The 21,669-nt window shown below is 58.2% G+C and carries 19 protein-coding genes; 15 read left to right on the top strand and 4 right to left on the bottom strand.

Annotation, left to right across the window (positions count from 1 at the left end):
• Positions 1-19 precede the first annotated feature (19 nt).
• From hpf to ACR2TX_RS12330, 14 genes are all read left to right on the top strand, one after another.
• Positions 20-307 (top strand): ribosome hibernation-promoting factor, HPF/YfiA family, encoded by a 288-nt coding sequence (hpf, locus tag ACR2TX_RS12395; RefSeq protein ID WP_077728079.1) that lies wholly within the window; start codon positions 20-22, stop codon positions 305-307.
• A gap of 60 nt (positions 308-367) precedes the next feature.
• Positions 368-1,225, top strand: coding sequence for an RNase adapter RapZ (gene rapZ / locus ACR2TX_RS12390; RefSeq protein ID WP_077728078.1), 858 nt, complete (start codon positions 368-370; stop codon positions 1,223-1,225).
• Between the two features lie 93 nt (positions 1,226-1,318).
• Positions 1,319-2,548, top strand: coding sequence for an ABC transporter substrate-binding protein (locus ACR2TX_RS12385; protein WP_077728077.1), 1,230 nt, complete (start codon positions 1,319-1,321; stop codon positions 2,546-2,548).
• A gap of 40 nt (positions 2,549-2,588) precedes the next feature.
• Positions 2,589-3,554 carry a PQQ-dependent catabolism-associated beta-propeller protein gene (locus ACR2TX_RS12380; RefSeq protein WP_077728076.1) on the top strand — a complete coding sequence of 322 codons (966 nt, stop codon included), beginning with the start codon at positions 2,589-2,591 and terminating at the stop codon, positions 3,552-3,554.
• Between the two features lie 3 nt (positions 3,555-3,557).
• The gene (locus tag ACR2TX_RS12375; protein ID WP_077728075.1) at positions 3,558-4,301 is read left to right on the top strand and encodes an ABC transporter ATP-binding protein; all 744 of its coding nucleotides are present in this window, start codon (positions 3,558-3,560) and stop codon (positions 4,299-4,301) included.
• Positions 4,298-5,107: an ABC transporter permease gene (locus tag ACR2TX_RS12370; RefSeq protein ID WP_077728074.1), complete on the top strand. Its 810-nt coding sequence runs from the start codon at positions 4,298-4,300 to the stop codon at positions 5,105-5,107. The genes ACR2TX_RS12375 and ACR2TX_RS12370 overlap by 4 nt, the downstream gene beginning before the upstream one ends.
• Positions 5,104-6,174, top strand: coding sequence for a dTDP-glucose 4,6-dehydratase (rfbB, locus tag ACR2TX_RS12365; RefSeq protein WP_077728073.1), 1,071 nt, complete (start codon positions 5,104-5,106; stop codon positions 6,172-6,174). Before ACR2TX_RS12370 ends, rfbB begins: the two co-directional genes overlap by 4 nt.
• A gap of 50 nt (positions 6,175-6,224) precedes the next feature.
• Positions 6,225-7,118 (top strand): glucose-1-phosphate thymidylyltransferase RfbA, encoded by an 894-nt coding sequence (rfbA, locus tag ACR2TX_RS12360; RefSeq protein WP_240502361.1) that lies wholly within the window; start codon positions 6,225-6,227, stop codon positions 7,116-7,118.
• Positions 7,115-7,672: a dTDP-4-dehydrorhamnose 3,5-epimerase gene (rfbC, locus tag ACR2TX_RS12355; protein WP_077728072.1), complete on the top strand. Its 558-nt coding sequence runs from the start codon at positions 7,115-7,117 to the stop codon at positions 7,670-7,672. Before rfbA ends, rfbC begins: the two co-directional genes overlap by 4 nt.
• Complete coding sequence (rfbD, locus tag ACR2TX_RS12350) at positions 7,669-8,589, top strand: dTDP-4-dehydrorhamnose reductase (protein WP_077728071.1); 921 nt, start codon at positions 7,669-7,671, stop codon at positions 8,587-8,589. Before rfbC ends, rfbD begins: the two co-directional genes overlap by 4 nt.
• Before the next feature lie 339 nt (positions 8,590-8,928).
• Entirely contained in the window at positions 8,929-12,447 is a 3,519-nt protein-coding gene (dnaE, locus tag ACR2TX_RS12345) for a DNA polymerase III subunit alpha (RefSeq protein ID WP_077728129.1), read from the top strand.
• The gene (locus ACR2TX_RS12340; RefSeq protein WP_077728070.1) at positions 12,444-13,808 is read left to right on the top strand and encodes a TolC family outer membrane protein; all 1,365 of its coding nucleotides are present in this window, start codon (positions 12,444-12,446) and stop codon (positions 13,806-13,808) included. Before dnaE ends, ACR2TX_RS12340 begins: the two co-directional genes overlap by 4 nt.
• Before the next feature lie 112 nt (positions 13,809-13,920).
• On the top strand, positions 13,921-15,894 hold the full coding sequence (gene ftsH / locus ACR2TX_RS12335) for an ATP-dependent zinc metalloprotease FtsH (protein ID WP_077728069.1): 1,974 nt from the start codon (positions 13,921-13,923) through the stop codon (positions 15,892-15,894).
• Between the two features lie 323 nt (positions 15,895-16,217).
• Positions 16,218-16,736 (top strand): nuclear transport factor 2 family protein, encoded by a 519-nt coding sequence (locus ACR2TX_RS12330; protein WP_077728068.1) that lies wholly within the window; start codon positions 16,218-16,220, stop codon positions 16,734-16,736.
• Positions 16,737-16,795: 59 nt separating this feature from the next.
• Here ACR2TX_RS12330 and ACR2TX_RS12325 read toward each other — a convergent pair whose 3' ends face one another.
• Complete coding sequence (locus tag ACR2TX_RS12325) at positions 16,796-18,256, bottom strand: glycosyl hydrolase family 57 (protein ID WP_077728067.1); 1,461 nt, start codon at positions 18,254-18,256, stop codon at positions 16,796-16,798.
• A gap of 130 nt (positions 18,257-18,386) precedes the next feature.
• Here ACR2TX_RS12325 and ACR2TX_RS12320 point away from each other — a divergent pair, with 130 nt between their 5' ends.
• Positions 18,387-19,241: a DUF3530 family protein gene (locus ACR2TX_RS12320; protein WP_347257397.1), complete on the top strand. Its 855-nt coding sequence runs from the start codon at positions 18,387-18,389 to the stop codon at positions 19,239-19,241.
• A 66-nt stretch (positions 19,242-19,307) separates the two neighbouring features.
• Here ACR2TX_RS12320 and ACR2TX_RS12315 read toward each other — a convergent pair whose 3' ends face one another.
• The 3 genes from ACR2TX_RS12315 to purM form a co-directional block, all read right to left on the bottom strand.
• Positions 19,308-19,682 carry a cupin domain-containing protein gene (locus tag ACR2TX_RS12315; RefSeq protein WP_077728065.1) on the bottom strand — a complete coding sequence of 125 codons (375 nt, stop codon included), beginning with the start codon at positions 19,680-19,682 and terminating at the stop codon, positions 19,308-19,310.
• A gap of 71 nt (positions 19,683-19,753) precedes the next feature.
• Positions 19,754-20,479 carry a glycosyltransferase family 2 protein gene (locus ACR2TX_RS12310; RefSeq protein WP_077728064.1) on the bottom strand — a complete coding sequence of 242 codons (726 nt, stop codon included), beginning with the start codon at positions 20,477-20,479 and terminating at the stop codon, positions 19,754-19,756.
• Between the two features lie 28 nt (positions 20,480-20,507).
• A complete protein-coding gene (gene purM / locus ACR2TX_RS12305; protein WP_240502360.1) occupies positions 20,508-21,557 on the bottom strand; it encodes a phosphoribosylformylglycinamidine cyclo-ligase in 1,050 nt (349 codons plus the stop codon).
• Positions 21,558-21,669 lie beyond the last annotated feature (112 nt).

The raw sequence follows: 21,669 nt of genomic DNA, 5'->3' as shown, positions 1-21,669 counted from the left end.
CAAAACTAGGGAGATCATCATGCAAATCAGCATCACCGGCCATCACATCGACGTAACCGAAGCCCTGAGAAATTACGTCATGGAAAAAATGCAGCGGATCGAACGTCATTTCGACAAGATCGTAAATGTGCACGTGGTGCTCGAAGTGCAAAAACTGGCTCAAAAAGCGGAAGCGACGGTGCAAGTCAACGGCGCCAGCTTGTTCGCTCAGGAGGAAAGCGAGGATCTGTATGCCGCCATCGACGGCATGGTCGACAAGCTCGATCGACAAGTCGTCAAACATAAAGAAAAAGTTCAAGAGCACTGATCACTCGCCCCACAGCACATTCGTTTTTTCGGCTGATATAGGCGTGAGCAAAACGTCGCCATGAAACTCGTCATCGTCAGCGGTTTATCCGGGTCGGGCAAGAGTATCGCGCTGGAAACTCTAGAGGATTCCGGTTACTACTGCATCGATAACCTGCCGGTCTCGCTGTTCGAATCTTTTATACGGCAAGCCGTGATCAGCAACCCGGGAGCGTTCCGGAAAACCGCGATCAGCATCGATGCCCGAAATCAGAGCGCGAGTCTGGACCAGTTTCCCCTGACTTTGGAACTGGCCGACAGGTTCGGGATAGAGTGTCAGATTCTCTTTCTACAGGCGGAGACCGACACTCTACTCAAGCGTTTCAGCGAGACCCGCCGCAAGCATCCGTTAACCGATTCGGCTCGTCCGCTCAGCGAAGCGATCGAACTGGAGCGTAAGCTGCTGGAACCGGTCGCGAGTCGCGCCCATCTCCTTGTAGACACCACTTACACCAACATACATCAGTTGCGTGAACTGATAAGAGGCCGTCTCGGAGCGAAGCAGGAGCATTCGATGTCCTTGTATTTCCTGTCTTTCGGCTACAAGAACGGCATTCCGCTCGACGCGGACTTCGTGTTCGATGCGCGCTGTCTACCCAACCCGCATTGGGAACCCAGCCTGCGCAGCAAGACCGGTAAAGACGCGGAAGTGATCGAGTTTCTCGCAAACATTACCGAGGTTCAAAGCTACCTGGACGACGTCGTCGCCCTATTGCAACGCTGGATACCCCGGTTCGCGGACGAAGACCGCAGCTATCTGACCGCTGCCATCGGATGCACCGGCGGACAGCATCGTTCGGTCTATCTGGTGGAAGCGCTGGCAGAGCGCTTCCGTTCGGATACGTACGATATTCTTGTTCGGCATAGGGACTTGAATTAGCCCCGACGCCGGACCGCACGGACATCGGGTCTGGCGTTTTTCCGGGCCACAGCCGGTTTCGTTATAATTCCCACGGTCGAACGGTGCGGAATCATGCTTTCAATTTCAAAAACACTACCGCTTATTTTTCTCAGCTTCCTTCTGGCGGCCTTCACGCCGGCCTACGGAGCCAAGAAAACGGCGCCGGCGCCGAAATCCCAACCCAAGGCAAGCGCCGAAGCGAAGCTCGATCAACTGCCCATCGCTTATCTCGCGCAGGACCCTCAAAGCCCGCCGGTCCTGCCTTTTTTCGAGCAGGCGGTCACCGACCGAGGGGTACAGGGCGCACGTCTCGGCATTCAGGACAACAATACCACCGGCCGCTTCACCCGCCAGAATTTCAGCTTGCGTGAAAGCATCGTGCCGCCGGACGGCGATGTTGCCGCGGCATTCAAAGCCCTGCTGGCAGACGGCCATAGACACATCCTCCTCAACCTGGAGTCCACAAAGATCCGCGAACTGGCGGCTTTGCCCGAATCGAAAAATGTTTTGCTATACGATATCGCCACCCGGGACGATGAATTCCGCGGCGAAGCCTGCCGCCCCAACGTACTCCACCTTTTGCCCAGCCGAGCGATGCGCGCCGATGCCTTGGGGCAATACCTGACGAAGAAGCGCTGGAACAAGTGGTTCCTGGCTGCCGGACCCAACGACGGCGACAAGCTTTACGCCGAAGCGGTTAAACGCGCTGCCAAGCGTTTCGGAGCGAAAATCGTTGCGGAAAGGACCTGGCAACACAGCTTCGACGAACGCCGCACGCCGGAATCCGAGGTACCGGTTTTCACCCAGGGCGTCGAATATGACATTCTCATCGTCGCCGACGAATCGGGTTTATTCGGTGATTTTCTTCCTTATCGCACCTGGCAGCCTCGCCCCGTCGCCGGCACTCAAGGGCTGGTGGCGACCGCTTGGCACCGGACGCACGAGGCATGGGGCGCGCTGCAATTGCAGAACCGTTTCCGCGATCAAGCCGGCCGCTGGATGACCGAGGAAGATTACGGTGCCTGGCTGGCGGTTCGGGCCATCGGTGAATCGGCCACGCGCACCAAATCGGTCGATTTCGACAAGGTGAAAACCTTTATGCTCGGAGAAGAATTCGCCCTGGCCGGATTCAAGGGCGTGCCCTTGTCGTTCCGACGCTGGAACGGCCAATTGCGGCAACCGGTGCTGATCGCTTCCGAACGGTCGATGGTAGCCGTCGCTCCGGTGGAAGGCTTTCTCCATCCCAAGAACGAATTGGATACCCTGGGTTACGATGAACCCGAGTCGAAGTGCCGCTTCTAAGCCGCGCAATAAATCCCAGTCTTACCAGAGGAAACAATCGATGAAAAAACTGATGATGTCGGCCCTTTTGCTGGGAGGAATGGCCTCGAGCTCCGCTTTCGGCGAAACGGTCTTCGTCACCTTGGAAAAAGACAATGCTCTGGCCGTGGTCGATGCCGCGCAAGGGAAACTCATAAAAACCGTCAAGATCGGGAAACGCCCCCGGGGCATCGTGCTGAGCAAGGATCAACGCCAGCTCTACGTCGCGGCCAGCGACGATAACACCATTCAGGTCATCGATACGGAAAGCTTGAAAGTGGTCGGCAAACTGCCTTCGGGGGAAGATCCGGAAACTTTCGCGAGGGACCCCGAAGGCCGGTTCCTGTACGTCTCCAACGAAGACGACAATCAGGTGACCGTGATCGAGATCGCCTCCAAGAAGGCCGTCAAAACCGTTCCGGTCGGGGTTGAACCGGAAGGCATCGCGGTCAGCCCGGACGGGAAATGGGTGGTCAGCACCAGCGAAACCACCAATATGGCCCACTGGATCGACCGCAGTAGTCTCGACATCGTGGACAACACGCTGGTCGATCCGCGTCCACGCGCCTGCGCATTCACCGACGACAGCCGGCAGCTCTGGGTCACTTCGGAAATTGCCGGCACCTTGACCGTATTCGATGTCGACACCAAACAGCCGGTCAAAAAGATCGGCTTCAAGATTCCCGGCGTCACTCAGGAGAAAATCCAGCCGGTCGGCATTCGTATCGATAAGGATCGACGTTACGGGTACGTGGCCTTGGGGCCGGCGAACCGGGTCGCCGTCATCGACGCGCAAAAGCTGGAAGTCGTCGACTATCTCCTGGTCGGTCAGCGGGTTTGGAACCTCGAATTTTCGCCGGATCAATCCCGGCTCTATACCACCAACGGCGTGAGCAACGACATTTCGATCATTGATCTCAAACAGCACAAGGTTCTGAAGTCCGTCGCCGTGGGCCATTACCCATGGGGGCTCGTCGTTAAACCTTGAACCATGACTCTTAATGCCACACCTGCCCTGACCGTGGCGGGACTTTCCTATGCCTACGGCAAAAAGAAGGCGCTTGACCGCGTGAGCTTTGCCGTTGCGCCCGGTGAATGCACCATTTTGCTGGGCCCCAACGGCGCCGGCAAGACCACGCTGTTTTCCCTGATCACAAGGCTGTACGACAGTCGCGAAGGACGAATCCTTATTGCGGGACACGATGTCAGGAAAGAATTCAGCCGAGCCCTGGCGCAACTGGGCGTCGTTTTTCAGCAAACGACCCTGGATCTCGATCTGACCGTGCTGCAAAACCTTCACTATCACGCTTCGCTGCACGGTCTGAGCCGCCGCCGCGCCGACGCGCGCATCCGGGAAGAACTGGAGCGTCAAGGTATGTTCGAGCGGCGGAAAGAGAAGGTTAGGCAGCTCAACGGCGGCCACCGGCGCAGGGTCGAAATCGCGCGGGCCTTGTTGCATGAGCCCCGGCTACTGCTTTTGGACGAACCCACGGTCGGCCTGGATGTTCCGAGCCGTAAGGCCATCGTCGACTACGTGCATCGGCTGTGTTCCGATAGCGGCATCGCCGTGCTCTGGGCCACTCATCTGATCGACGAGATCTACGAAAACGATCGTCTGGTCGTATTGCACAAGGGAGCCGTTAGGGCCGACGGTTCTATCCCGGAGGTATTGAAAACCACCGGCGCTGAAACCGTGGGCGACGCGTTCCACAGGCTGACGCGGGAGGCCGCATGAGGCTCATGCACTACCTCCGCGCCTTGCGCGGCATCATGGCGCGGGAACTGCTGCGCTTCGTGCACCAGCGCGAACGCTTCGTCTCGGCCCTGGTGCGCCCCCTGGTCTGGCTGTTCATCTTCGCTGCCGGTTTCCGCTCGACTTTGGGCGTCGCGATCATTCCGCCCTATGAAACGTATATTCTGTACGAGGTCTACATCACGCCGGGACTGCTCGGGATGATTCTGCTGTTCAACGGCATGCAGAGTTCTCTCTCCATGGTTTACGACCGCGAGATGGGCAGCATGAAAACCCTCTTGGTGTGTCCCTTGCCCCGCTGGTATTTGCTGATAGACAAGCTCCTGGCCGGCGTTCTGGTCGCGGTATTGCAGGCGTACACCTTTCTCCTCATCGCCTGGTTTTACGACATCCAAGCTCCCTTGGAAGGCTATCTGAGCGTGTTGCCGGCGCTGGTCCTCTCCGGTTTGATGCTGGGCGCGCTCGGCCTGCTGCTGTCTTCTTTCGTCAAGCAGCTTGAGAATTTCGCCGGCGTCATGAACTTCGTGATTTTTCCGATGTTCTTCCTGTCCACCGCGCTCTATCCGCTGTGGAAAATCCAGGAATCCAGCGAACTCCTCTACACTCTCGCCTCGTACAACCCATTCTCCCAAGCCGTGGAACTCATCCGTTTCGCGCTCTACGGTCAGTTCAATCTTTACGCTTGTATCTACACATCCGTGGCGCTGATTGTTTTTCTGATCATCGCCATCATCGGATACAATCCCTCACGAGGAATGATGCAACGTAAGGGTGGACCAGCCGCATGACACAATCGAAAACAATATTGGTAACCGGAGGTGCCGGATTCATCGGGGGAAATTTCGTGCTTCGCCAAATGCGCCGGGCGAATCTTCAAGTCGTCAACCTGGATGCCCTGACCTATGCGGGCAATCTGGATACGCTGGAAAGCATCAAGGACAACCCTGCCCACGTCTTTGTCTTGGGCTCCATCGGCGACCGCAGCCTGGTGGATTATCTACTGGAACGCTATCAGCCGGACGCCATCGTCAATTTCGCCGCGGAAAGCCACGTGGACCGCTCGATCGACTCGCCGGAACCTTTTATTCAGACCAATATTCTCGGCACATTCCAATTGCTGGAAGCGGCGCGCCGTTATTGGCGGTCGCTTTCTCCCAAGGCGCACAAAGCGTTTCGCTTCCTCCACGTCTCCACCGACGAGGTCTACGGAACGCTGGGATCCGAGGGGTTCTTCACCGAGGAAAACCCTTACCGACCAAACTCGCCCTACTCGGCTTCGAAGGCCTCGTCGGACCATCTGGTCAGAGCCTACTTCCACACTTATGGAATGCCGACTCTAACCACCAACTGCTCCAACAACTACGGACCATACCAATTCCCGGAAAAGCTGATTCCGCTGATGATCCACAATGCCATGAACGGCAAGCCGCTGCCGGTCTACGGGACCGGTGCCAACGTGCGCGACTGGCTTTACGTCGAGGACCATTGCCGGGCCGTCGAACGAGTCCTTGAGGATGGCAAAGCGGGCGAGGTCTACAATATCGGCGGCAACAACGAAAAAACCAACCTGGAAGTCGTCGAGACCATCTGCAGCTTGCTCGATGAATTGTTGCCTAATTCCAAATACCGTCCGCACCGCGAACTGATCACTTTCGTTACGGACCGCCCCGGCCACGATCTCCGCTACGCGATCGATGCCGGCAAGATACGCCGGGATCTGGGATGGGAACCGGCCGAAACCTTCGAGACCGGACTCCGCAAGACCGTGGAGTGGTATCTGGAAAACCAGAACTGGTGCCAGCGGGTCATGGACGGCAGTTACCGGGGAGAACGCCTGGGAATCGAAAAGTCCTGAGTGCAGCGGTCTGCCGGCGACAACAAACAGCATGCAAGGGGGGAATATCTTTGAAGTCCGATAACTTGAAGGGGATTATTCTGGCCGGGGGCTCGGGCACTCGCCTGCATCCGTTGACCTATGTCGTCAGCAAACAGCTACTGCCGGTTTACGACAAACCGATGATCTATTATCCCCTGTCGGTGCAAATGCTGGCGGGCATACGGGACATACTGATCATCACTACTCCCCAGGACGCGCCTTTATTCCAAAGTCTATTGGGCGACGGCGAGCAATGGGGCATGTCTATCCGTTATGCCGTGCAGCCGAAACCCGAAGGACTCGCCCAAGCCTTCATCATCGGACGGGAGTTTGTCGGCAAGGATCGTTCCTGCCTGATCCTGGGCGACAACATTTTCTACGGCCATGGCCTCCAGACTTATCTGGAAAAAGCGGTTGCCCGCGAAACCGGTGCTACGGTTTTCGGTTATTGGGTCAAGGACCCCGAACGCTACGGCGTCGCAGAGTTCGATGAGAGTGGCCGCGTGGTGAATCTCGTGGAAAAACCCAAGCGCCCCAAATCCAATTACGCCATCACCGGTCTTTACTTTTACGACAACCAGGTGGTCGACATGGCGGCCGACCTGAAACCCTCGGCCCGCGGCGAGCTCGAAATCACCGACATCAACAACCTGTATCTGGAGCAAGGACGGCTTCAGGTCGAAAAACTCGGCCGCGGCGTGGCGTGGCTCGACACCGGAACGCACGACTCGCTGCTGCAAGCTTCCAATTTCATTCAAACCATAGAAGAACGCCAAGGCCTGAAAATCTGCTGCCCGGAGGAAATTGCCTGGAGCCAGGGCTGGATCAGCGGCGGCGATCTGGAAAAGCACGCCATGAAGCTGAACAAGAGCGGCTATGGAGAATACCTGATCAGACTTCTAGAACTGGGCCGCCCCGCATGAATATAGAATCCACTCCATTGCCGGGCGTGTTGCTGATCAAGCCCGACGTCTTCGGCGATGCCCGCGGCTTCTTTCTGGAAACCTGGAATCGGCGGCGCTATCGGGACGCCGGTTTGGACCGGGAGTTCGTTCAAGACAACGTATCGCTGTCGCGCAAAGGCATTCTGCGCGGTCTGCACTTCCAGAATCCCACCCCGCAGGGCAAGCTCGTGCAGGCCTTGCAAGGCGAGGTATTCGACGTGGCGGTCGACATCCGCACCGGCTCGCCGACTTTCGGCCAGTGGTTCGGTGCGCTCCTTTCGGAAGAAAACCACCATCAGCTTTATGTGCCGGAAGGTTTCGCCCATGGGTTCTGCGTGCTGAGCGAGACTGCGCTTTTTTCCTACAAGTGCACCGATTTTTATAATCCGAGCGCGGAATACAGCCTCCGCTGGGACGATCCGGATCTGGGCATCACTTGGCCGATCGACAATCCCGTTTTGTCGGCGAAGGACCAATCCGCCCGGAATTTGAAGGATTTTCCCCGCGAGCTGCTCCCCGTCTGGCAAGCATGAAGATTCTCCTGATCGGACGTGAAGGACAGGTGGCGTGGGAGCTACGCCGGAGTCTCGCCTGCCTGGGAGAAACGATAGCGCTGGATCGCCGGTCGACTCCGGCTTTGGACTTGACCGATCCCGATTCCATCCGCGCGTCGGTGCGGCAAATCCGGCCCGGCTTGATCGTCAATGCGGGTGCCTACACCGCCGTGGACAAAGCGGAACAGGAAAACGATCTCGCCTTCCGGGTCAATGCCTTGGCGCCGGGCATCCTGGCGGAGGAAGCGCTGAACGTCGGCGCCGGCCTGATCCATTATTCCACCGACTATGTTTTCCCGGGCGACGGCGACGACGATGCGCCCTATCGCGAGGACGATCCGGTGGGCCCGCAAAATGCCTACGGCCGAAGCAAACTGGCCGGCGAAGAGGCCATCCGCCAGGTCGGCGTGCCTCACTTCATCCTGCGCACTGCCTGGGTTTACGGACGGCGCGGCCAGAACTTTCTGCTCACGATGCTGAGACTGATGCGGGAACGCGAACTCGTCCGCGTCGTGGACGATCAGTACGGCGCTCCTACCTGGAGCCGTCTCATCGCCGAGGCCACCGCCTTGATGCTTGCCAAGTCCACCGCGAACGGACGGTTCGAGCCGGGCGATCGGCAAGGAATTTATCATCTGAGCTGCGACGGACAGACGAGTTGGCACGGCTTCGCCTGCAATATACGCGACTACTCCCTCGAAAAGGGATTGTTGCCGGAATCCGCCGCCAGGCTCGAACCAATCCCGAGCTCCGAATACCCCACTCCCGCACGGCGTCCGAAATATTCCGTGCTTTCCAATAAAAGGCTCTTCGAGGAATTCGGTCTGGGCTTACCCGATTGGGACCAGGCTCTCCGTTTTTGCCTGGATGAATTTGCATACCGAACAAAGGATTGAATTACCTATCCTCGGCGTTGGCAAACATGCCTGAACCGTTTCTCACGCCTGAATTACTGCGGTTCCGCAAAGTTCGAATCCGGTCCAGTGGCCGCGAAGCCAAATCGAGCCGACTTTGACGCCGATGTTTACCATACGATGGAAGATCGTCTGATGAACGAATGGTCGACACACGTGCGAATAAAATGACAACGCAGCAGTTCGGATGCGCCTGATTGGCGAGAACACGTTCGAGCCTAGAACGTACATTCTCACGAAAACTAGGAGAATGCCGATCACGCACCGCAACAAGTGACGGAAAACGATCTTTTAGACAAACCTGCAAGCTACCCGAACTTCATGACCGAAGCGCTCGATCCCCGTTTCATTCACCTGCGCGTCCACACGGAATACTCACTGGTCGACGGACTGGTCGACGTGAAAGCCCTGGTCAAGCGCACGGCGGCGCTGGGCATGCCGGCGGTGGCCGTGACCGACCAGTCCAATCTGTTCGCCCTGGTCAAGTTCTATAAAGCGGCCTTGGCCGAAGGGGTTAAGCCCATTGCCGGAGCCGATGTGCAGCTATACAACGAAGCCGACCCGGCCTCTCCGCATGCTTTGACGCTGTACGTGCAGAATACCGCGGGATACCGCACCCTCACCGAATTGATTTCCCGCAGCTATCGGGAAAATCAGCATCAAGGCGTGCCCTTGCTGATGCCCGAGTGGCTGGAAGAAAAAAACGAGGGACTCTTGGCGCTCTCCGGCGCCCGCCGAGGCGATATCGGACAGGCTTTGCTGATGGGCAACGTAAGCGAAGCGAAACGCCTGCTCGAACGCTGGCTCGGAATTTTCGACCGGCGCTTTTATCTGGAGCTGCAACGCACCGGACGTCCGGACGAGGAGGAATACATCGAGGGTGCCGTGAGCCTCGCGATCGAGCTCGACGTCCCGGTGGTCGCCACCAACGACGTACGTTTCATCAGCCCGTCGGAATTCGAGGCTCACGAAGCCCGGGTCTGCATCCATCAGGGCCGGGTATTGGACGATCCGCGCCGCCCGCGCGATTACACCGAGCAGCAATATCTCCGCAGTCCCGAGGAAATGGCGCAGTTGTTCGCCGATATCCCCGAAGCCCTGGAAAATACGGTCGAGATCGCCAAGCGCTGCAATCTCGAACTCACTCTGGGCAAGAACTTTCTGCCGCAATTCCCTGTACCCGAGGGCATGAGCACGGCGGAGTTCTTCGCCGAGGAATCGCGCAAAGGATTGAAGGAGCGTCTGGCGGTTCGTCCGCCCACCGGAAAAGGGACTTTGGAAGAACGGCGAACGCGCTACGAGGAGCGGCTGGAGCTGGAAATCTCGGTGATCAACCAGATGGATTTCCCGGGCTACTTCCTGATCGTGGCCGATTTCATCCAGTGGGCCAAGAAAAACGGCATTCCGGTGGGGCCCGGACGCGGTTCCGGCGCGGGCTCGCTGGTGGCCTACGCCCTCAAGATCACCGACCTCGACCCCATCGAATTCGAACTGCTGTTCGAGCGCTTTCTTAACCCCGAGCGCGTGTCCATGCCCGACTTCGACGTGGATTTCTGCATGGAGCGCCGCGACGAGGTGATCGATTACGTAGCCCGGAAATACGGGCGCGACCGGGTGTCCCAGATCATCACCTACGGCAGCATGGCGGCCAAGGCCGTGGTACGCGACGTGGGCCGGGTGCTGGGCCATTCCTACGGTTTCGTGGACAAGATCGCCAAGCTGATTCCGTTCGAACTGGGCATCACCCTGGACAAGGCCCTCACCGACAGCGAAGACCTCAGAAAGCTGTACGAGAGCGACGAGGAAGTCCGAACGCTGATCGACCTCGCCAAGTCGCTCGAAGGCATTACCCGCAACGCCGGCAAGCACGCGGGCGGCGTCGTCATCGCACCGTCCCAGCTGATCGATTTTTCCCCGCTGTACTGCGAACCGGGCGGCGAAAACCTGGTGACCCAGTTCGACAAGGACGACGTGGAAGCGGTGGGTCTGGTCAAGTTCGACTTTCTGGGACTCCGCACTCTCACCATCATCGACTGGGCGCTGGAAACCATCAACAAACAGCGGGCCGAGAAAGACGCGCCGCCGGTGGACATCGCCCAAATTCCCCTGGACGACCCCGACACCTACAAGCTGCTGAAAAGCTGTTCGACAACCGCCGTCTTCCAGCTCGAATCACGCGGCATGAAGGACCTGATCCGGCGCCTGCAACCGGACTGCTTCGAGGACATCATCGCCCTGGTGGCGCTGTTCCGTCCGGGCCCGCTGCAGTCAGGCATGGTCGACGACTACATCAACGTCAAGCACGGCCGAACCAAGGCGGAATTCCCGCATCCAGTCCTAGAGCCGATTCTCAGGCCCACCAACGGCGTCATCGTATACCAGGAACAGGTGATGCAAATCGCCCGCGACATGGCCGGTTACACTCTGGGCGGCGCCGATCTCCTGCGCCGCGCGATGGGTAAGAAAAAACCCGAGGAAATGGCCAAGCAGCGGGAAATTTTCGTCACCGGCTCGGTCGGGCTAGGGGTCGACGAGAATATCGCCGGCTACATCTTCGATCTCATGGAGAAGTTCGCCGGCTACGGCTTCAACAAGTCGCACTCGGCGGCCTACGCGCTGGTGTCCTACCAGACCGCCTGGCTCAAGGCCCATTTTCCGGCTGCCTTCATGGCTGCGGTGCTGTCCTCGGACATGGACAACACCGACAAGGTCGTGGTCCTGATCGAAGAGTGCCGGGAAATGAAATTGGCCGTCCAGCCGCCGGACATCAACCGCTCAGAATACCGCTTCGCGGTGCTCAACGACCGCACCATCCTGTATGGCCTAGGCGCGATCAAAGGAGTTGGCGAAACGGCGATCCGGGATATTCTCGAGGAGCGCAAACGCGGCGGCCCATTCGAGGATCTGTACGATTTCTGCCGCCGGGTCGATCTGCGCAAGGTCAACCGGCGCGTGATCGAAGCGCTGATCCGCTCCGGCACCCTGGATTCCATCGATTCGAATCGCGCACGCCATATGGCGGAGCTGTCGGACGCGATCAAAGCGGCCGAACAACACGGTACCATGGCCGAAACCGGACAGGACGACTTGTTCGGGCTCGGGGGCCCGGCAGAGGCCGAGGATACGCCGCGCGTCGCAACAGCCGTCGAACCTTGGCCGGAAGACGAGCGCCTGGCTTACGAGAAAATGACGCTAGGGCTCTATCTCACCGGCCATCCGATCGGCCCTTACGAGGCCGAAATCCAGCACTTCGTTACCGGCCGTCTCGGAAAATTGTCGCTCGACAACGAGCGGGGGCCCGGAGGACGCCGGGAAGTGCGCGCCGTAGTCGCGGGGCTCGTCGTGGAGCTTCGCGCCCGGCAGAACAAGAACGGCAAGCGCATGGCCTTCGCCACTCTGGATGACCGAACCGGAAGGCTGGAAGTAGCGGTGTTTTCGGAGGTTTTGGAAAAATACCGGGAGCATTTGGTGAAGGACGCGCTGCTAGTCGTCGAAGGCAATCTGGGTTTCGACGACTATGCCGGCCAACTCCGCCTGACCGCGGAACACCTGTTCACCATGGCGCAGGCGCGCGCGCACTTCGCCAAACATCTCTTCATTCAATGGCCGCCGTCGGGCCCGAACACCGCCCCTTCGGAAGCCCAGTGGGTCAACGAACTCGTCGATCTGCTCGCACCGTTCCGAGGCGGCAGCTGTCCGATTTATATCGAATACCGAGGGAAAGCGGCACAGACGACGATTCAGCTCGGGGAAGCATGGCGCGTACATCCCGGCGATGAACTGCTCGCGCGTCTTAAAAAGCGTGTCGGAACCGATAAGGTGAAGCTGCATTACCAATGAAAAAAGGCATCTTGCTCGCTCTATTGTTGCTCGTGACGGCAGGCGCGAAGGCGCAGGATCTCTTGCAAATCCTCGAACTCGCGTTGCAACGCGATCCAAGGCTGCGCGAAGTGGAAGCGACCCGCAACGCCGTCCTGGAAGCCAAGCCGCAAAGTGTCGCCCGTCTATTGCCGACTTTGTCGCTGACCGGCGAGCTCAACCGCAACTCCGTGCTGTCGAAGTTCGAGGAGTTTCAGCTCGCCTTCATCGCCGGTGCCCGGAATGTCGGCTTCTGGAACAGTGCGGCCAGCATCAACCTGACTCAGCCGATTTATCATCACGACTATTGGGTCCAGCTGAGCCAGGCGGACAATCAAATCGCCGAGGCGGAAGCCAATTACGCGGCGGAGCAACAAAACCTGATGCTGCGTACCGCGCGTGCCTATTTCGATGTTTTGTTCGCCCAGGACAGCCGCGAATTCGCGCTGGCCGAGCAGCGCGCCATCGAGCGCCAGCTCGAACAAGCCAAGGCACGGTTCGAGGTGGGACTGATCGCCATTACCGACGTGCACGAAGCCCAAGCGGGTTACGACCAGGCCCGGGCTAATGTCATACAGGCCGAAAACCAGGTGGACAACGCGCGGGAAGCGCTCCAGGAAATCATCGGCGAATACGACCTTGCCCTGGCCGAACTCGCCGAAAAGATTCCGTTGAAGGGCCCGGATCCCGAAAACATCGAGAACTGGAGCGACCTGGCCCAGGAAAGCAATCTCAGTATCGTTGCAGCCGAGAACCGCAGCCTGGTGGCGAAAAAAGATATCGATCTTCAGTTCGCCGGCCATCTTCCGTCGATGGATCTGGTCGGCTCGGCGGGATTCACCGATACCAACCGGCCGCGCGGCATACCTACCGAATATCAAGTCATCGGAATGCAAGTCAACGTACCGATGTTCGCGGGCGGCGGCGTCAACTCGCGGGTTCGCCAGGCCCGCCATGAATACGAAGCGGCCCAGGAAAATCTGGACGGCGTACGGCGGTCGGTCAAGCGTCAAGTGAAAGATGCTTACCGTGGTATTCTGTCCGCCATCAGTCAGGTGGAGGCCCTCCAGGCGGCGGTAGTGTCGTCGCAAAGTGCCGTAGAGGCGACCGAAGCCGGGTTGGAAGTCGGCACCCGAACGATGGTCGACGTCCTCGCCGAACAGCGCAATCTGTTTCGGACCAAGCGCGATTATGCGCGGGCGCGCTACGATTACATCATCAACAGTCTGGCGCTCAAACAGGCCGCCGGGACCTTGAACCCAGCGGATCTCGCGATCGTCAATCAGTGGCTGGGTCCGAATTCTCGAGCGGATTCTACGGCACCCGACGAATCCGAGTTCTGACCACGTCAAAAAGAGTCTTTTTTGAGTCAACGCCGCCGGCGGAACCAATCGCACCCCATCGGGTTCGAAACTGTATCCGTCGGCTGTCCCGCGGTTCCATTGGGAGATTCATATGAATAAGAATTCACGAGATTCCTTGTTGGATTCCCTCGGTAAAGGTGTTCAGGAGTTCTGGAAAAAACTGACCGACAACTTGCGAAACGCAGACCTCGACGGGAAACCCGATACGGAAATCAATCCGCGCGCCGGCGATGAGAGCGATTATCAGAGCATGCGGCGACGGCGCATCAATCTCTGGCTTTATCTCCTTCTGATCTTAGCCACCTTGTATTTCTGGCAGGGCTATCAGGAAGTGCGCCAGGACGAAATCCCATATAGCGATTTTCTGAAATACGTGCAGGAACAGCAGGTAGAGGACGTCGTCGTGATGGATCAAGTGATCACCGGGTACCTGAAGCCCGAGGCTCCCGGCGAAGAACGACGCCGTTTCATCACCGTGCCGTTATGGAATCAGGATTTGGCGCAGGCCCTGGAAGAAAAAGGCGTCAAATACACCGTTCGCTACGGCAACAACTGGTTGGGCAACTTCATCTTCAATTGGTTGTTGCCTATCGGCATTCTGTTCGCGCTCTGGACCTGGATGGCGCGCCGCATGACCGGCGGGCGCGGCCTTTTGAACTTCGGCCGCAGCCGGGTTCGCATTCATGCGGAATCGTCGGTCAAGGTCACGTTTCAGGACGTCGCGGGCGCCGAGGAAGCCAAGCAAGAGCTCAAGGAAACCATCGAATTCTTACGCAATCCGGCCCGTATCCAACGACTGGGCGGCCGCATGCCGAAGGGCGTCCTTCTGGTCGGCGCGCCCGGCACGGGCAAGACCTTGCTGGCGCGCGCAGTGGCCGGCGAGGCCGGGGTGCCGTTCTTCAATATCAGCGGTTCCGAGTTCATCGAGATGTTCGTCGGAGTGGGCGCGGCGCGGGTTCGCGACCTCTTCGAACAAGCCCGGCAAAAAGCGCCCTGCATGATCTTCATCGACGAACTCGACGCCATCGGGCGGGCGCGCGGCGGCCCGGTGGTCATGGGCGGTCATGACGAGCGCGAACAGACCTTGAACCAACTGCTCACGGAAATGGACGGCTTCGATCCATCGATCGGGGTGGTGGTCATGGCGGCCACCAACCGCCCGGAAATCCTCGATAGAGCCCTGCTGCGCGCGGGCCGCTTCGACCGGCAGATCGTGGTCGACAAGCCGGGCCTGGACGACCGGGTTGCCATACTCCAGCTGCATACCCGCAATATCAAGTTGGGGCCGGACGTGAATCTCCGGGTCGTAGCCCAACGGACGCCTGGTCTGGTTGGCGCGGATCTCGCCAATATCTGCAACGAAGCCGCCATCATCGCCGTGCGCGAAAACCAGGAAGCGGTCGGCATGAGGCACTTCGAGGCGGCCATTGACCGAATCATCGCCGGCCCCGAGAAAAAGAGCCGTACGCTCAGCGAACCGGAGAAGCGCCGAGTTGCATATCACGAGTCCGGCCACGCACTGGTGGCCGAGGTCGTTCCCACCGGCGAACCGGTACACAAGGTCTCCATCATTCCACGCGGCGCGGCCGCCTTGGGCTTTACCCTACAATTGCCGATCGAGGAAAAATTCCTCGCCACCGAGGACGAACTCCGCGACAAGATCGCCATCCTGCTTGCAGGACGCGCGGCCGAAGAGTTGGTATTCGGCAATATATCCAGCGGCACTCACAACGATCTCGAGAAAGCCAGCGAAATCGCGAGGGCCATGGTTTGCCAATTGGGCATGAGCAAGAAACTCGGCCCGCTCACCTACGGAAAAAGGCAGCAGCTCGCATATCTCAATATCGAAGGAACCGAGGAGCGGAATTTTAGCGAAGAGACCGCGCAGCTAATCGACTCGGAAGTCAGGGAACTGGTCGAGGAGGGGCAGCGCCGGTCGCGGGAAATTCTCACGCAGCGACGCACAACTTTGGATGAAATCGCCAAGATATTGCAGGAACGGGAAGTCGTCAGCGGCGAGGAAATCAAAGAGGTGATCCACAGGATGGAGCGGCGCTCGGCCTGACACTTTCTCACATCCAACGAAGCCACGGGCGGAGATCTATTCTCCGCCTCCTTCGCTTTTCCTGCCATCATGGCCGATAAGCCGATTATCGGCCGCTGTTCCATCTTATCTCGACAAATCGATTCATATCCCGCCAGCGCGCCGCACCGATTTTCCGGCGGCGAGCAAGCGCCTCGATTCGCGTGAATAGTTCACTTCCGGCGGAGATCAAGCCCTCTAGAATCCGAATCGAAGGGAGGTCGCTTGGGAGGCGTCGCATAAGGAATTGGACAAAGCCAGCCTTCAATTTCCCATAGATTTCATTACATCGAAGGACTACAGGAATGACTAACTCATCGCGCTCGAAATTCATCATTTTTCCATTAATAGCCACCGTATGCGGATTCATGCTCGCTTTTGCCGCACCGCAAGCCGTTCGCGCCGATGCCGTCGACGACGAGATCAAAGGGTTGATAATGCAGTTCCATAATGCATCCACGACCGGCGATATCGACTTCATGGAATTCATCACCTCGCGTTCGCCGGATGCCTTGGCCTTGGGCACCGATACCCCCGAGGTCTTCGTCGGCCACGACGCGATCGTAGCCTGGTGGCAAGGCATTTTCGATTTTCTGGCGTCTATCGGTTACGAGAATGGCGGATTGCCGGTGGTTTCGCCGGTCAATCTCCAAGTCGGGCACCGGGGCGCGGTTGCCTGGGCCGCCGAGCAGGCGGTTTGGCACTTCGCGAACGGTGATGTACCGTTCCGCTTGAGCCTGGTGTTCAGGAAAGAACACGGCAACTGGAAAATCATTCAGCAACATTTTTCCATAGGCGTGCCGAATTCCGAGTTACCGATTTGATCGGTCCAAGCAAAAAGCGGGCTGTACAGCCCGCTTCTTTCGCGCCTCGCGAAACTCGTTCAGAAATCGCTGTTGAAGATCTCCGTCGCCCGTCGGCAAATCTCTCGGCCGTAATCCGTCCACAGACCTTGCCCCCAGTACCGGTAGCAACTGGTTTGAGCCGTCATCAAATGGAACAGTGCATTCCGATAACGCGGATCGTCGGTCGGCGCACCTTTTTTCAGGACCTTCTCGTAAAACAGTGCGCTGGCTTCTTCCATGGGGCCCAATACGTTCTCATAGCCTTTCACCCAGGAAATATCGCTGGTCCAGCTGCCGCCCTCCATGTGAAACCGGTGATCTTCTTTCTTGATCTCCTCGATGATTTTTTCCAGCTTTTCGGCACCGTCGCCGGGTTTGAAACGGTCCCAAATCATTTTTTGAAACAAGGGTTGTACCGTCGGGAAATCGCTTTCTGCTATCCCCGTGTCGGCTAAAAATTCCAGGTATTCGGTCACGTTCATGAGCGGCGTTTCCGACCCGCTGGCCTCGCGGACCACCTCCATGAACTTCGGCGGAAATTCGTTCATCATCACGCCGCCGTTCTCGCCATCGGCGATTTGCGTCACCAGCGGCGGGACCGATTTTCCGGCCAGATCCCAGCGGGACAGGCTTCTGGCCTCGTAGTAAGGCTGCATCTGCGCCACCAGCTTGGTATCGCTGCCCTGGGTCTTGATGATCGCGATGATGCTGACGCTTTCGCCTTCCGAATTGGTGCAAACCAGCCGATGCGGCAAATGCTTGTGCTCCGGTCCCCAGCCGTTTTCGGGACGCTCGACGGTATGCTCCTGCACCAGAACCCACGTATAGCCGCAATCCCGGAGCGTCTTCACGAATTCGTAGGCGACATCCGGATGATTCGGCAGCGCCATCTCGGAAGGCGAGAAACCCCGCACCCGCGTCAAAGCCTCAACGCCGAAAATGGCGGCGAAATGATGCTGCCAGGCTTTGACGTGCAGACGGTAATCCTGAACCGGTGTTGACGGCGCTACGGCATGGCCCCAGGGCGCGCCCAGCCATTCGACGGCACGGCGGTAATCCGGATTTACGGTGATCGTCTTGAGATTGTCGAACACGTCGTGCAAGCCCATCTCGCGCAGGCCGTAGAACAGGGTTCCCGAGTATTCCAGCATGACCCTCGGTTCCTTGCCCTCATGTATCAGTTGCGGCACGAACTCGCCCATACGCTTGTAGCACCAGTGGAAAACCGGGGCGTTATGGTTATCGCCGATATGCTGATTCTCCATCATGTGCTTGAGGTTGCTGATGATCTTGGCGGTGGACGGATCCCCGCCACCGGCCGGAATCAAAGGCTGATGCATGTGCAGCGCGATCGCGGCGGCGCTCTTGATGCGGCCGAACTCGATTGGACTGGAATTCTGGAAGACCGTGTCCGGCCGGTTTCGAATCGCCTGTTCGATCAAAGATTCCGACCCCGAGATATTGGGAAGACCATCGATGGTTTCAGAGAGTGTTTCCATGGGTGACGCTCCGGTACACTGAAGAGGATTGTTCGGCTTCGTAGCGCATTGGCTCCGGCCAGTTTACACCAATCGAAATCGCCGGACCGCTGAACGCTTCATACCTTTTGGCCTTTTTCGAGGAAACAATTTGTGTTCAAAAACCCGCCTCTGTAAGCAAATTTTGATTATCTCGATTTCGGCGTGTCTGGCGAGTAGCGAGACCTTGGCAACGGATGTGCATCGGGAGCGTCAAATCGCCGACGATATCGGGACTCGTACACACCCGGACGAAGCGATTCGGCTGGAAGCGTCCGATCTGGGATTTCAGGGACTATACCGAGAGGCAGTATCGAAAGACGTACGCGGCGGCGTCATCCTGCTGCATGGGAGACATTCGAATCAGGATGCGGCCGATCTTATTCGTCCGCTCCGACTAGGCTTGCCGGTACACGGCTGGAGCAGTTTGTCTTTGGCGATGCCCATATCGGACGCCGACGATCTGCAAGGCCATGCGAATCTTCTTGCAGAAACGATCGCAAGGCTGCAATCCAGCGTGGAGTTTCTCAAGCAGAAAAAAATCGGGAATATCGCCTTGCTGGCCCACGATATCGGAGCATGGACGGCATTGAGCTATCTCGCCGATTCGCCCGACGGAGCCGTGAAGGCCGCGGTGCTGATCGACCCGGCCCCCGTGCGGAAGCTCGATCCACCGCCGATCTCCCCCGATAGCCTGAGCGCCATCCGCTTGCCTATACTTGAAATTCTAAGCAGCCGAATATCGGTGCCGATGGACGACGAAGCGTCCCGCAAGCGGGCCGCCATGAAAACCAATCCGTCCTATCGGTTGCTGGTTCTGAATGAGCCCGATCACGGATGGCAAGACATCGGAGAATTTCTGGTCAACCGTGTTCACGGTTGGCTAACCAATTTGCAGATTAGTGCCGCTTTGGATGCTGCTCCTCCTTCTGCGCCGGAGAAGCAAAGCGGCCTGAATCCAAAATAGCTGCGCCGCCCCTTGGATGACGTGTGCCCACCGGATCGTTCCGCTTCCCATGGGCAAATATCTTGCTTACTTAGGCGCCGCCAATTCCATGATGATGACCTCGGCCTCGCCTTGCCCGACATTTTCCGCCGTCATCCATTGACCGGATTCCCAAAACACTTCTCCGGGCCCGTATTCGCGAACCTGGCCGCCTTCCTCGATTTTCACCTTGCCCTTCACGACGTAACGAGGCCCCGGCCCTTCATGCGTATGCAAAGGTGTCTTGTAACCCTCCGGGAAAATGACCCGAATGACCCGCGAATTGACCTTATTGGTTGGCAGCTCGAGGGCTTTCTCCAAAAGCACTTGGCGAGGCGGCATCTTCGGTTCCTCAGCCCGGCCCACTCCGGCCCAGACTACGGAAAAAACGACAACTGCATGTAGGACGGGATTCGGTCTCATATTATTTTCCTTTGTTCTTATGCGAATTAAATCTAAAAACTTACGCCATCTCGCCCGGGAGATAAAGACCTTTAACCGCCCACTTCCTTCACTTCAGGAAAGCGTGCGCGCCGTTGCAGCCACATCACCCCGCACAGGTCGACAATGCCGACCCATAGCCGGTGCCAGGTGCCATATTTGGACACACCGCGCACACGGGGCCGATGATCGACTTCCACCGACACGACTTTTCCTCCGGCCCGCTGAACAAGCGCGGGAAGGAAACGGTGCATATGGTCGAAATACGGCAGGGAAAGAAACAACTCGCGCGAGAACACCTTGAGCCCGCATCCCGTATCCGGCGTATTATCGTGAAGCAGCGAACTGCGCACGGCATTAGCAACTTTGGAGGAAAACCGCCGCCAGCCGGTATCCTTGCGGCGCTTGCGAAGTCCCGCCACCATGGCCTTCATTCCGTCCTGGTCCATAGACTTCAGGGCCGAGATCAATTTCGGTATATCGGCAGGATTATTTTGCCCGTCGCCGTCCAGGGTCGCGATGATTCGTCCGCGGGCTGCGCGAACGCCGGTCAGCAAGGCGGTGCTTTGCCCGCAGCAGCGTCGGTGACACAGAACGCGCAGCCGCGGGTACTGCGCTCGCAAACCGTCAAGGCGGGTCAGGGTATTGTCGGTGCTGCCGTCATCCACGAAAATCACTTCGTAATTTCCCGCATCGATCAAGGCTCGATCGATTTCGGCGATCAGCGGTTCAACGTTGTCTTCCTCGTTGTGAACCGGCACAACGACACTAAGTTCCATAAATCTTCCTGAACAGTAGCATTGCGTACTAGGGCTGGACGTACCTGACCCGAGGACCGCCATCAGCCGATGCGATCTCGCCGATGGTATACACGGTCTCGCCGGCAGCGGTGAGCAGCGCACGGGCGTTCTCTTCGTCTTCCGGCGCGACGCAGACGATCATGCCGATGCCGCAATTGAAGGTGCGCAGCATCTCGCCGTCCTCTACCCCGCCTTTTTCCTGCAGCCAGCGGAACACGGCCGGTCTCGGCCACGCGAACGGGTCGACCACCGCCTCCGAGCGATCCGGCAAAACCCGCGGCAGGTTTTCCGTGATTCCGCCGCCGGTGATATGGGCCAGGGCATGAACCCTGATTTGACGCATGAGTTGCAGCAATGGCTTTACGTAGATCCGGGTCGGCTCGAGCAACCATTCGCCCAAGGGCTTTCCGTCCAATGATTCATCCAGGCGGCGGCCTTCGCGGTCCACGATCTTGCGGATCAAGGAATAGCCGTTCGAGTGCGGTCCGGAAGACGCCAGGCCGAGCAGTTTGTCGCCCGGACGGACCCGGCTTCCGTCGAGAATCTCGTCCTTCTCCACTATGCCCACGCAAAAGCCGGCCAAATCGTAATCGCCTGTGCCGTACATCCCCGGCATCTCCGCGGTTTCGCCCCCCACCAGGGCGCACCCGGCCAATTCGCAGCCCTTGCCGACGCCTTGGATCACTGAGGCGGCGACATCCACCTCGAGTTTGCCGGTGGCGTAATAATCGAGAAAAAACAAAGGCTCGGCGCCCTGAACGACGATATCGTTAACACACATCGCAACCAAGTCGATGCCGACGCCGCCATGCTGTCCGCTATCGATGGCCAATCGCAGTTTCGTGCCCACCCCGTCGGTGCCGGCGACCAAAACCGGCTGCCTGTAACGGCCTACCGGAAGCTCGAACAGCGAGCCGAATCCCCCGAGTCCGGCCAGCACGCCGGGAACGCGAGTTCTTGCGGCAAACGGTTTAATCCGCTCTACGAGTGCATTACCGGCCTCGATGTCGACACCGGCGCTTTTGTAATCGAGGGATTCGGTTTTGGAATCGGTCAAGCTGAATCTCCGGGATATCAATTCGGAAAAAAGAACTCTAAAAAGCCAAAAACCAGTGTCCATTCAAGTGAAATCCAGACTGGTCGAACGGACATAGAGTGTTTTAGCTGCT

This window comes from Methylocaldum sp. GT1BB, from assembly GCF_051027545.1.
GTDB lineage: Bacteria > Pseudomonadota > Gammaproteobacteria > Methylococcales > Methylococcaceae > Methylocaldum.
This window is presented reverse-complemented; position numbering and strand designations above follow the sequence as displayed.